This window comes from Bartonella tamiae Th239 (assembly GCF_000278275.1).
Classification (GTDB): Bacteria; Pseudomonadota; Alphaproteobacteria; order Rhizobiales; family Rhizobiaceae; genus Bartonella; species Bartonella tamiae.
Map to the genome: position 1 here is coordinate 1,276,445 of NZ_JH725147.1, position 12,842 is coordinate 1,289,286.

A 12,842-nucleotide genomic window follows, 5' to 3' on the forward strand; every position below is an offset into this window, starting at 1 on the left:
TTTAAATAATGATAAATAGCATTCTCTTGATTTATTCATTTACAATAACCACTTAATCCTTTTGTACGCGATCACTTGCTAAATCATGGGGGTGTTCGTGTGGCAATTGAGCCATAGGCTCCAGAAAGGAAATATAATGCAACATGATAATGAGAAGACAATAGGCGGGAATAATGGGCTTTATGCTGTCTTGCCGCTTCGTGATATTGTTGTCTTTCCGCATATAATTGTACCACTTTTTGTTGGTCGTGAAAAATCCATACGTGCACTTGAAGAGGCAATGGTACAAGATAAGCAAATTTTACTTGCTACTCAAAAAAATGCTTCAGATGATGATCCTAAAGCTCATGACATTTATGAGATTGGAACATTGGCAAATGTTTTACAATTGCTAAAATTGCCTGATGGTACTGTGAAAGTATTGGTTGAGGGAGCGAAACGCGCCAAAATAACTGCCTTTACTGAGAATGAAAATTATCATCAAGCAAATATAGAAATACTTGATGAACCAGAAGATGATGCTGTTGAAGTAGAAGCTTTGTCACGTGCTGTTGCATCTGGATTTGAAAATTATGTTAAATTAAATAAAAAAATTGCTCCAGAAATTGCCGCTACAGTGAAGCAAATTGATGAACCGTCAAGGCTTGCTGATACAGTGGCCTATCATTTGTCGATCAAACTTTCTGAAAAGCAAGAAATATTAAGTTTGTTGTCTATTCGTGAGCGTTTTGAAAAAGCTCTTTCCTTCATGGAAGGTGAAATTTCTGTTTTGCAAGTGGAAAAACGCATTCGTTCGCGGGTTAAACGGCAAATGGAAAAAACACAAAGAGAATATTATTTGAATGAGCAAATGAAAGCTATTCAAAAAGAACTTGGAGAAGGTGAAGATGGCAAGAATGAGCTTTCGGAGCTAGAAGAGCGCGTAAAAAAGACAAAGCTTTCAAAAGAGGCAACAGAAAAAGCCGAAGCGGAGTTGAAAAAACTTCGTAATATGCCTCCTATGTCTGCTGAAGCAACAGTTGTTCGTAATTACCTTGATTGGTTGTTGACCATACCATGGGGAAAGAAATCGAAAATCAAAAATGATCTTCATTATGCTGAAACTGTTATGGATGATGATCATTTTGGACTCGATAAAGTTAAAGAACGTATTATTGAATATTTGGCAGTTCAAAGTCGTGCATCAAAAATCAAAGGTCCAATCATTTGTCTTGTTGGTCCTCCCGGCGTAGGTAAAACGTCTCTTGCACGTTCAATTGCAAAAGCAACAGGTCGTGAATATGTTCGTATGTCACTTGGTGGTGTTCGTGATGAAGCTGAAATTCGGGGACATCGTCGGACATATATTGGATCGATGCCAGGTAAAATTATTCAATCTATGAAGAAAGCGAAAAAAAGTAATCCACTTTTTCTTCTTGATGAGATTGACAAAATGGGACAAGATTTTAGAGGAGATCCAGCTTCTGCTTTGCTTGAAGTGTTGGATCCTGAACAAAATAATAGTTTTGTCGATCATTATCTTGAAGTTGGTTATGATTTGTCGGATGTCATGTTCGTGACGACTGCAAATACATTGAATATTCCAGGTCCTTTGATGGATCGTATGGAAATTATTCGCATTGCTGGCTATACAGCTGATGAAAAAATGGAAATTGTAAAACGTCATTTATTGCCTAAAGCAGTGAAAGAGCATTCTCTGTCAAAAAGTGAATTTAGTGTCAGTGATGGTGCTATAATGTCAATCATTCAACATTATACACGTGAAGCTGGTGTGCGTAGTCTTGAGCGCGAATTGATGAAATTAGCGCGTAAAGCTGTAACGCATATTTTGAAAACAGGTGAAAAAACTGTTTCTGTCGATGAAAATAATATTGAAGATTTTCTTGGTGTGAAACGTTTCCGCTATGGTGAAATTGAAGGTGAGGATCAGGTCGGGGTTGTTACTGGACTTGCTTGGACTGAAGTGGGTGGTGAACTCTTGACTATTGAAGGTGTCATGATGCCAGGAAAAGGTAAAATGACGGTAACAGGAAATCTGCGTGATGTCATGAAAGAGTCCATTTCAGCAGCAGCCTCTTATGTGCGTTCACGTGCGGTAGATTTTGGCATTGAGCCGCCTCTTTTTGAAAAGCGTGATATTCACGTGCACGTTCCCGAAGGTGCAACACCAAAAGATGGTCCTTCAGCAGGAACAGCAATGGTTACGGCTATTGTTTCTGTTTTGACCGGTATACCCGTTCATAAAGACATTGCCATGACAGGTGAGATCACATTACGTGGTCGCGTCCTACCAATTGGTGGTTTGAAGGAAAAACTTTTGGCTGCATTGAGAGGAGGCATTAAAAAAGTGCTGATCCCTGAGGAAAATGCGAAGGATTTAGTTGATATTCCAGATAATGTGAAAAATAATTTGGAAATTGTGCCTGTGCGTTATGCAAGTGAAGTTTTAGAACATGCTTTGTTGAGCCATCCAGAAGCTATCGAATGGGTTGAACCGTCTTCTTCTGTGGCAACAACAAATGTTGGAGAAGATGAAAATTTGGGTTCAATAGCACATTGAATCACTTTCATAATTTAATTTAATCAGCTAAAAAAGGCGGCAAAAGCCGCCTTTTTTTATAAGGTTTGTTTTTTTATAGAAAAAAAAGGGCAATTTGTGGTGAATAACTCTGTTTTTCGCTAGAAAATCGACGTTTCCAAGCATTTTAAGACTTCTGTTTGCCATAGTTTTCAATAAACTCACGCTCAACCGGTTAAGTTGTGTTGTCCGGTAACACAGAGAAAGGAAATATCCAATGAATAAAAACGAATTGGTCGGCTCCGTAGCTGAAAAAGCTGGAATCTCTAAAACACAAGCTGCAGCTGCAGTTGACGCCTTTATTGCTTCTGTATCTGAGGCTTTGAAAAGCGGTGGAGATGTTCGTCTTCCTGGTTTTGGTTCTTTTGAAGTTTCACATCGTGCTGCAACAAAAGGTCGTAACCCTTCTACAGGTGCTGAAATTAACATTCCAGCACGTAATGTACCAAAATTTTCAGCCGGTAAAGGTCTGAAAGAAGCTGTAAACAATAAATAATAACTTATGAAAGTCTGGTTATATAACCAGACTTTCATTTAAATTTTATTGATTTTCTTTTTAAAAATATGTGCTTTTAAAATGAATATGTTTTTTAAAAGTCTCTATATCAAGTTTTGCACATTACATGTACTTCTTGTTTCATCATTATCTTTGAAGATGAAACAATATATATTTAAAATATTTTAATAAACAATATTGGCTTTAATTCAAACATTCTGTAATTAAGTTTACAGTTAACTCATCAAAATGACTGATAACTTTGGTCGGGTGAAATGTTTGCACAGGTTGATCTGTATAACCAAAATCAACCGCTATAACAGGTATATCTGCACCTTGAGCTGCCAAAATATCTGCACGGCTATCTCCAATCATAATTGCGCTGTTTAAGTCACCTTGTGCGAATTCAATTGTTTTAAGAATGTGTCGTGGATCAGGTTTTCGAAAAGAAAAGCTGTCACCTCCCGTAATGATGGAAAAGCGACCTATTTGTTCCATGCCATTGAGAAGATGACGCGCTAGTTTTTCATGTTTATTTGTACAGACAGCTAGCTCAAAGCCCGCGTCTTTTAAACGATCAAGGCATGCATCAACACCATCGAAAAACTTAGTTTTTCCTGGCATCGTGTTCTCATAATGTTGTAGAAAATTCTGCAAAAGCTTATCTATGCGATCTTCAGTGATCGCAATGTTTTGAAAGGTGAGGGCGCGTTCTATCATAATGCGTCCGCCCATACCGACAAGACGCCTTATATCTTGAGGATCATATTGTGTTAAACCTTCCTTTTGTAGACAAAAATTTAAACTGTCGAGAAGATCTGGCGCTGAATCAACGAGTGTCCCGTCAAGATCGAAGACAATAATAGGGGAAAGGTTCATTTTATATTCCCGTCGCTTAACCATTGGTGACAATCATTTAAAGCGCGTTCTGCAAGAGCTTTCTTTTTGGCTATTGTTTTTTCTTTTCCACGGAGTCGTTGACCTGGAATTTTTTTTATTTCAACAGGCGGGAAAAGACCAAAATTAATGTTCATGGGTTGAAAAGATCGTTTTCCTGTTTCTTCAGCGCTCAGATGCCCGCCTGTAATATAATTTAAAAGGGCGCCAAACGCGGTTGTTTGAGGAGGTAATCGTGTGTCTATATTTTTATATTGATCTGCAGTAAAACGCCCAGCAAGAAGTCCGATAGCAGCGGATTCAACATATCCTTCACATCCGGTAATTTGGCCTGCAAAACGAAAACGAGGTATATTTTTTAATTGTAATGTTTCATTTAATAATTGGGGAGAATTCAAATAAGTGTTTCTATGCAACCCACCTAGTCGTGCAAATTCAGCATTTTCTAATCCAGGGATTGTTCTAAAAACGTTTACTTGTTCACTATATTTTAATTTTGTTTGAAAACCGACCATATTATAAAGTGTGCCAAGTGCATTATCCTGACGCAATTGTACGACCGCATAAGGTTTCACATCGCGGTTATGCGAATTTGTTAAGCCCATTGGCTTCATCGGGCCATGCCGCAATGTTTCCATGCCGCGTTCTGCCATCACCTCAATAGGAAGACAACCGTCGAAATAAGGTGTTTTTTCAAACTCTTTAAACTCAGTCTTATCGCCATCGATTAAAGCTTGAACAAAACGATCATATTGATCTTTATCAAGTGGACAATTTATATAGTCTTTACCTGTGCCACCAGGCCCAATTTTGTCATAACGAGATTGAAACCAACATATATCCATATTAATACTATCTGTATGAATGATGGGGGCAATCGCATCAAAAAAAGCCAATGAATCGCGTCCGCTAATTGTTGTAATTGCTTGCGCTAATGTGGGTGATGTTAAGGGGCCAGTTGCGATAATGATCTGTCCCCAATCTTCAGGTGGTAGATCAAAAATTTCATCTCTTTTTATTGTTATGAGAGGATGGTTTTCAAGCGCTTGCGTTACCGCATGTGCGAATCCATCACGATCAACGGCAAGAGCGCCGCCAGCAGGAACTTGATGAGCATCAGCTGAGGCCATAATAATTGAATTTGCAAGACGCATTTCAGCATGCAAAACACCAACCGCATTGCTTGAAGCATCATCAGACCGAAACGAGTTGGAGCAAACAAGCTCACCAAGATATTGGGTTTTGTGCGCATCAGTTGCGGTCATTGGGCGCATTTCATGCACAATAACGGGTATATGGGCTTGTGCCAATTGCCATGCAGCTTCACTGCCTGCAAGTCCTCCGCCAATTATATGGATGGGATGTGAAGTAAGTGATGTCATTTTTTATCTTTATGCTTAATTATAGTGGAATAAACAGACCTTCACCTTACGGTGAAAATTTGGTTTAGACAAACTGTTGATAAAAAGGTTTGATTCGTTAAAAAAGAACAATTTATCACAATTGTATGTGATGGCGTTAAGCATATCAATTTGTTTTACGTTCTCTATGATTGGTTTAATTAAAAAAATTGCAAAGAACAAGGCGAATGACAATACAAAAAAAGAATCACTTATTCTTTAAAAATGGCATTGGACGAGCTATACATTTTTATATTTTTATTTTGCTTTGACGATTTATAAGCAAAAAATAGGCTTTTTAAATTTTAACTTATCTTTAAAATCTTCACTGTAGTTTAAAAAAAGCATATATTAAGGGTGTTTTTGTGCCAAAAGAAAAAAATTATACAAATCGTATATTGAAATGTTTTTTTCCTTTGATTGATGGAAATTGAATGGTATAGAAACGCCGCTTGTATAGGTTTGCTCTTACACTTTATAAAAGTTTTAGGCGGATGTGGCGAAATTGGTAGACGCACCAGATTTAGGTTCTGGCGGGAGACCGTGGGGGTTCGAGTCCCTCCATCCGCACCACAGCAAAAGTATTCTATGCAATGTGTTTTTTGCGGGATTTTGCATTGAGCGAAGTTCCGCTTCATCTGTATGTGCATTAGGTTATAATGCATTAAATACAGGGATTGTTATTCGGTAAAGTACGTCCTTTGCCCCAAAGAAAATGAAGGTTGTTCGATGCAGGTTACAGAGACGCTGAATGAAGGTTTGAAGCGCGAAATTAAAGTCGTTGTTCCAGCAAAGGATCTGGAAGCCAAATTGGTTGAACGTCTTGATGATGCGAAAGATAAAGTCAAACTGAATGGTTTTCGTCCAGGTAAAGTTCCTGCAGGCCATTTGCGTAAAATGTATGGTAAGTCTTTCATGGCTGAAATTATTAATGAAATCATTAATGATTCGCCTCGTTCCGTTTTGGCTGAACGTAATGAGCGTTCAGCCACTCAACCGCAAATTGATATGAGCGAAGATGAAGCATTAGCTGAGCAGGTGCTTGGTGGTAAAGCTGATTTTGAATTTACTTTAAAATATGAAGTTCTTCCTAAATTTGATATTAAAGATGTATCTGGAATTTCTGTGACACGTGAAGTTGTTGATGTAGAAGAATCGGAAATTGATCAGCAAATTGAACGTATTCTTGAATCAAGTCGTAGCTATTCAACAAAACAGGGAAAAGCTGATAATGGTGATCGCGTAACGATTGATTATCTTGGAAAAGTTGATGGAATCGCATTTGATGGTGGTGCGGCAAATGATGCACAATTGGTTCTAGGTTCTAATCAGTTTATTCCAGGTTTTGAAGAGCAGTTGGTCGGTGTCGAAGCAGGCGATAAAACAACTATCAATGTCAAATTTCCTGATAATTACGGGGCTGAACATTTGGCAGGAAAAGATGCGACCTTCGATATTGAGGTGAAAGATGTAGCGAAAGCTGATGCTATAACAATCGATGATGAGGCTGCAAAAAAGCTTGGACTTGAATCGCTTGAAAAATTGCGTGAAGTTGTTCGTCAACAAGTCGAAAGCCAGTATGGTTCATTGACGCGTCAAAAAGTAAAACGTCAAATCTTAGATGCTTTGGATGGTGACTATACTTTTGAAACACCTGAAAGATTGGTTGACGTTGAATTTAATAATATTTGGGCGCAAATTGGTAGTGAGCTTGAACAGGCAGGACGCACTTTTGAAGATGAAGATACAACAGAAGAAGAAGCGCGTGATGAATATCGTAAACTTGCTGAACGCCGCGTACGTTTAGGGCTTGTGCTTTCACAAATTGGTGAAAAAGCAGGTATTGAAGTGACAGAAGATGAATTGCAACGTGCAGTTTTTGATCAAGTGCGCCAATATCCAGGTCAGGAAAAAGAAATTATGGAATTTTTCCGTAAAACGCCAGATGCGGTCGCTAATTTACGTGCACCTATTTTTGAAGAAAAGGTCGTTGATCATTTGCTTGGCCAAGTAAATGTTACTGATAAAAAAGTAACGGCTGAAGAGTTGGCAAAAGAAAGCGAAGAGGATAGTTCTTCCTTAAAATCAAGCTCTAAAAAGAAAAAAACGGCAAGCAAATCTTCAACTAAAAAAAAGACGATTGAAAAATCAGACAGTGAAGAAAAATCATAATAAGTACACTAAAATTTAATGCTTTTATGTTTACATTTAAATTGTTTCTTAAAAAAAGCCCGGTTTTTTCCGGGCTTTTTTGTTTGTTTTTTCACTCTTTGCTTGCACTTGTCTTTTGTTTAGATTAGCCAAGAGTCAACGTTAATAGTGATAATGGATGAGCAATGACGATCATCGATAACCGTATAGCTGAATCGAAACGTTTTATACCGGGGGCAACAGGCGACTGGGAAGTCATTATTGGTTTAGAGGTGCATGCACAAGTAACATCTCAGTCGAAATTATTTTCGGGTGCATCAACACAATTTGGAGCAGAACCGAATAATAATGTCTCTCTCATTGATGCAGCAATGCCAGGCATGTTACCCGTTATCAATATGGAATGTGTTAGACAAGCTGTTAAAACAGGTCTCGGATTAAATGCGCAAATAAATTTAACATCGGTTTTTGATCGTAAAAATTATTTTTATCCAGATCTACCGCAGGGATATCAAATATCCCAATTTAAATATCCAATCGTTGGTGAAGGTAAGATTACCATTTCCGTTGGCCCAGATAAAAAAGGTCAGTTTGAAGATGTAGAGATAGGGATTGAGCGTTTGCATCTTGAGCAAGATGCTGGAAAATCAATGCACGATCAACATCCATCAATGTCATTTGTTGATCTTAATCGATCAGGTGTGGCGCTTATGGAAATTGTGTCTAAACCCGATCTTCGATCTTCAGATGAAGCAAAAGCTTATCTTAATAAACTTAGAACAATTATGCGCTATTTGGGAACATGCGACGGCAATATGGATGAAGGCTCCATGCGTGCAGATGTTAATGTTTCTGTGCGTCGTCCTGGGGAGACCTTTGGAACACGCTGCGAAATAAAAAATGTCAATTCTATTCGTTTCGTTGGTCAAGCAATTGAGTATGAGGCACGTCGTCAGATCGCCGTTTTAGAAGATGGTGGACAGATTGATCAAGAAACGCGTTTGTTTGATGCGGCAAAAGGTGAAACGCGATCGATGCGTTCTAAAGAAGAAGCACATGATTATCGTTATTTTCCAGATCCAGATTTATTGCCTTTAGAGTTTGACCAAGCTTTTGTTGATACTTTGATTGCAGATCTACCAGAATTGCCTGATCAAATTAAAAATCGCTTCATTAAGGATATGGGCCTTACAACTTATGACGCGTCTATCCTCATTACAGAAAAAGCTATCGCTGATTATTTTGAAAAGGTTGCCCATAATCGAGATGGAAAGCTTGCATCGAATTGGGTGATCAATGATCTTTTAGGAGCGTTAAATAAAGCAGGTTTAGATATTCGCCAATCACCAATATCTGCAGATCAACTTGGCAGCATTATTGATCTTATTAAAGAGGGAACTATTTCAGGTAAGATCGCTAAAGATTTATTTGAGATTGTCTGGAATGAAGGAGGCGATCCTGCAAAACTGGTTGAAGAACGCGGAATGAAACAGGTGACGGATACTGCAGCAATAGAAAGAGCTGTCGATGAAGTTATTCAGTTAAACCCTGATAAGGTGACTTTGGCAAAGGAAAAACCATCTTTAGCAGGATGGTTTGTTGGGCAAGTCATGAAAACAACTGGCGGAAAAGCAAATCCGCAAACAGTAAATGAACTGGTAAAATCGAAACTTGGGATTGAATAAACGATGTGGATACGCACGGCATCTAAAGACGATATTGATGCAATTTGTAATCTAATACGCGAAACTTTACACGCTTCATATGATGCTCTTATTGGAAAAGATATGGTTGAACAAAGATTGCGTGAAAATTATACAACTGAACTTATAAACAAATGTCTTACGCGTCCATTTTGTGAATATGTCGTTGCAGATGATGGTGAGGAAATCCATGGTGTAGCTTATGCTGTGCAAGGTGCAATTAAGGGGGATTCAGATATTGCAATGCTATTTCAGCTTTGTGTAAAACCTGAAAGTCAAAAACAAGGTCTTGGACAGCGTTTATTAATAGAGATCGAAGAAGCATTTCCATCAGCACGAAAATTACGTGTTCATCTCCATCAAAATAATAATAATGCAAAAGATTTTTTTATCGCACAAGGATATAAAGAGCTTAACAAACTCGCTCAAAACAAACCTGAAAATGATCTCGTTATGGAAAAGACTTTGTTTTGATGAATATAAGAAGTGTTTTTATAATAAGATTTATTGCTTGCCTTTGCCTTTTGGTAACGGCATAACTAAAAAGCATTTATCACTTAGTTCTTATGAACTAAGAAGAGGAGCAAAAAAATGGCTGGCTTTTTCAAGCAAACATTTACCTGGTGGAATGGTAACACGATAAACACAAGGTTTTTTACGTGGCGCAAGGGAAAACGCGTGGGTGAAGACCAATTTGGCAATATTTATTATGAGGGTAAACTTCATAAAGATGGATATCCTCGCCGTTGGGTTATTTATAAAAATTATTCTGAAGCATCGATGATTCCACCGGGTTGGCATGGATGGATTCACCATAGAACGGATACACCACCACCTGAAGACTTTTATGCAAAACGTGAATGGGAAAAACCACATCTTCCAAATTTAACAGGAACTGATGAAGCGTATAAGCCTAAAGGGGCAATCGCTAATCATGGTGAAAGACCTCGTGTTAGTGGCGATTATGACGCTTGGACACCTGAATAATAATAAGTTAATGCCAACTATAAAATGATGATGAGTGAGATCTCTATCTTGCCACATTTCATCTTTAGGTTTTTTTTGTTTAACGCACTCTATTACTTTATAAAGTTCAAAATCAGTATGATAACTTTTACAAAACCGCTTAATATTACTAAATTCTTATTTTTGTCAGCGGTTTCATTTTATGCTTTATATGCTCCCTATTCTTATGGGCAGACTGTCAGTCGGATCAGTAATCCTATCGCTGTTTTTTCGGGATTGGATAAAATCACGGGCCGTATTACAAGTTTTGATGTTTATATTGGTGAAACTTATCAATTTGGTGCATTACAAGTAACACCGCGTGTTTGCTATTCAAGTTCGGAAGATGAAGCCACTCGTACAGATGGTTTTGTTGAAGTCAATGAAATCACTTTGGATAAAAAAATTCAACGGATTTTTACAGGCTGGATGTTTGCAGACAGTCCAGGATTAAATGCTGTTGAACATCCGATTTATGATGTGTGGTTGAAAAATTGCAAACAAACTTCTGATATTCCAGCTCCTCAATAAAATTTTTATTTTTAAAAAAATTTAACAGGACTTTTCGGATTAGAAAAAAGTGAGAGAGATCTGTTCGACAATTTTTATAAATCGTCGAACAGCAAAGCCTTTTATGCAGTCATTAAGCGATGCAAATCAGGTGGTGTTGCTTCGTCTTTTAAGAGTTCTATAGCTGCATCTAATGAAAGAGATGTTTGATCTTGGCTGCCGAGACGTCGCATATTAACTGAGTTTTCTTCAGCTTCTCTTTTTCCGCAGACCAATATAATAGGTATTTTTTGAAGTGAATGTTCACGAACCTTATAGTTGATTTTTTCGTTACGCGCATCAATAGTGGCGACTAATCCTACAGCTTTAAGACGTTTTGCAACTGTTTTGGCGTAATCTTCAGCTTCTGCTGTGATTGTTGCAATAACAACTTGTTGTGGGGCAAACCACAGCGGCATATGACCAGAAAAGTTTTCAATCAAAATTCCTAGAAAACGTTCCATCGAACCGCAGATGGCGCGATGAATCATAACTGGTTGCTGTTTTTCAGAGTCTTTATCAATGTAAAAAGCGCCAAAACGTTCGGGAAGATTAAAATCAACTTGTGTCGTTCCGCATTGCCATTCACGACCAATGGCATCTTTCAGTGTATATTCAAATTTTGGACCATAAAATGCACCTTCACCTGGAAGTATGTCGGTTTTAATACGCCCATTTGATTGTGATTCAATTGTTTTTAAAACGTCAGCCATAACAGTTTCTGCTCGATCCCATAATGCATCTGACCCTACGCGTTTTTCAGGACGTGTCGATAATTTAACTGTAATATGATCAAAGCCAAAATCGGCATAAGTGCTTAAAATAAGATCATTAATGCGTAAACATTCATCTGCTAATTGTTCATCAGTACAAAAAATATGCGCATCATCTTGCGTAAATCCGCGCACACGCATTAAACCATGCAAAGAACCTGAAGGCTCATAGCGATGGACAGCACCAAATTCAGCCATTTTAATGGGAAGATCACGATAAGATTTGAGTCCATGTTTAAAAATTTGAACATGCCCTGGGCAATTCATCGGTTTTAAAGCATAAACCCGTTCATCATTCGTTTCATCACCAGCTGGTGTGACTTTAAACATATTGTCTTTATACCAACCCCAGTGACCTGAAATTTCCCAAAGCGATTTATCCAAAACTTGCGGTGCATTCACTTCAGAATAACCATGATCATCAAGACGGCGACGCATATAGCTGACCAAGTTTTGAAACATTTTCCAGCCTTTTGCGTGCCAAAACACCACGCCTGGTCCTTCTTCTTGAAAATGAAAAAGATCCATTTCCCTTCCAAGACGTCTATGGTCACGTTTTTCTGCTTCTTCAAGCATATGCAAATAAGCTTTTAAATCACTTTCATGAGCAAATGCAGTGCCATAAATACGTGTCAGCATTGGATTGTTAGAATCACCACGCCAATAGGCTCCAGCAACTTTCATAAGTTTAAATGCAGTTCCAATTTGTCCTGTGGATTGCATGTGGGGTCCACGACATAAATCAAACCAGTCACCTTGATAATAAATTTTGACATCTTGATCTTCAGGAATAGCATCAACCAATTCAACTTTATAAAGCTCTCCTTTTTCAGCAAATATTTTTTTTGCTTCTTCGCGCGACCATATCTCTTTTGTAAAAGGTTTATTGCGTTGAATAATTTCACTCATTTTTTTTTCAATTACAGCAAGATCATCAAGTGTAAAGGGTTGGTTTCGCGCAAAATCATAGTAAAATCCGTTTTCAATGACGGGACCAATCGTGACTTGTGTTCCAGGAAAAAGCTCTTGTACAGCTTCTGCAAGAACATGTGCGCAATCATGACGAATAAGTTCAACAGCACGTGGATCATCGCGTGTGATTATTTCAACATGACCAGATTGGCTTATCGGATCCGATAAATCTTGGACCACTCCATCAATATTTAAAGCAAGAGCTTTTTTAGCAAGCGATTTTGAGATTGATTCGGCCAGTTCTAAACCTGTGATATGCGCAGGGTAATCACGCTTTGAACCATCGGGAAAAGAAAGAGAGAGAGTTGAAGGCATGAA

10 protein-coding genes and 1 tRNA gene are annotated in these 12,842 nt (G+C 38.1%); 8 read left to right on the forward strand and 3 right to left on the reverse strand.

Features of this window, described 5'->3' with window-relative positions; genetic code table 11:
• The first annotated feature begins 136 nt into the window (after positions 1 to 136).
• Positions 137 to 2,560 (forward strand): endopeptidase La, encoded by a 2,424-nt coding sequence (gene lon, locus ME5_RS05735; protein ID WP_008039251.1) that lies wholly within the window; start codon positions 137 to 139, stop codon positions 2,558 to 2,560.
• A gap of 235 nt (positions 2,561 to 2,795) precedes the next feature.
• Positions 2,796 to 3,074: an HU family DNA-binding protein gene (locus ME5_RS05740; RefSeq protein WP_008039252.1), complete on the forward strand. Its 279-nt coding sequence runs from the start codon at positions 2,796 to 2,798 to the stop codon at positions 3,072 to 3,074.
• Positions 3,075 to 3,278: 204 nt separating this feature from the next.
• Here the strand turns inward: ME5_RS05740 and ME5_RS05745 are convergent, their stop codons facing one another.
• Together ME5_RS05745 and trmFO are read right to left on the reverse strand one after the other, a co-directional pair.
• Positions 3,279 to 3,953 carry an HAD family hydrolase gene (locus ME5_RS05745; protein WP_008039253.1) on the reverse strand — a complete coding sequence of 225 codons (675 nt, stop codon included), beginning with the start codon at positions 3,951 to 3,953 and terminating at the stop codon, positions 3,279 to 3,281.
• On the reverse strand, positions 3,950 to 5,353 hold the full coding sequence (gene trmFO / locus ME5_RS05750) for a methylenetetrahydrofolate--tRNA-(uracil(54)-C(5))-methyltransferase (FADH(2)-oxidizing) TrmFO (RefSeq protein WP_008039254.1): 1,404 nt from the start codon (positions 5,351 to 5,353) through the stop codon (positions 3,950 to 3,952). Before trmFO ends, ME5_RS05745 begins: the two co-directional genes overlap by 4 nt.
• Before the next feature lie 508 nt (positions 5,354 to 5,861).
• Between trmFO and ME5_RS05755 the strand changes: the two genes are divergently transcribed.
• The 6 genes from ME5_RS05755 to ME5_RS05780 all read left to right on the forward strand — a co-directional run bounded on the left by ME5_RS05755 (position 5,862) and on the right by ME5_RS05780 (position 10,761).
• Positions 5,862 to 5,944 (forward strand) — tRNA-Leu (locus tag ME5_RS05755).
• 156 nt (positions 5,945 to 6,100) lie between these two features.
• Positions 6,101 to 7,543 carry a trigger factor gene (gene tig, locus ME5_RS05760; RefSeq protein ID WP_008039255.1) on the forward strand — a complete coding sequence of 481 codons (1,443 nt, stop codon included), beginning with the start codon at positions 6,101 to 6,103 and terminating at the stop codon, positions 7,541 to 7,543.
• Between the two features lie 164 nt (positions 7,544 to 7,707).
• On the forward strand, positions 7,708 to 9,207 hold the full coding sequence (gene gatB / locus ME5_RS05765; RefSeq protein ID WP_008039260.1) for an Asp-tRNA(Asn)/Glu-tRNA(Gln) amidotransferase subunit GatB: 1,500 nt from the start codon (positions 7,708 to 7,710) through the stop codon (positions 9,205 to 9,207).
• 3 nt (positions 9,208 to 9,210) lie between these two features.
• Entirely contained in the window at positions 9,211 to 9,699 is a 489-nt protein-coding gene (locus ME5_RS05770; RefSeq protein WP_008039261.1) for a GNAT family N-acetyltransferase, read from the forward strand.
• 117 nt (positions 9,700 to 9,816) lie between these two features.
• A complete protein-coding gene (locus tag ME5_RS05775) occupies positions 9,817 to 10,212 on the forward strand; it encodes an NADH:ubiquinone oxidoreductase subunit NDUFA12 (RefSeq protein WP_008039263.1) in 396 nt (131 codons plus the stop codon).
• Between the two features lie 117 nt (positions 10,213 to 10,329).
• On the forward strand, positions 10,330 to 10,761 hold the full coding sequence (locus ME5_RS05780) for a DUF2155 domain-containing protein (RefSeq protein ID WP_008039265.1): 432 nt from the start codon (positions 10,330 to 10,332) through the stop codon (positions 10,759 to 10,761).
• A 101-nt stretch (positions 10,762 to 10,862) separates the two neighbouring features.
• Here the strand turns inward: ME5_RS05780 and thrS are convergent, their stop codons facing one another.
• On the reverse strand, positions 10,863 to 12,839 hold the full coding sequence (thrS, locus tag ME5_RS05785; protein WP_008039266.1) for a threonine--tRNA ligase: 1,977 nt from the start codon (positions 12,837 to 12,839) through the stop codon (positions 10,863 to 10,865).
• Positions 12,840 to 12,842 lie beyond the last annotated feature (3 nt).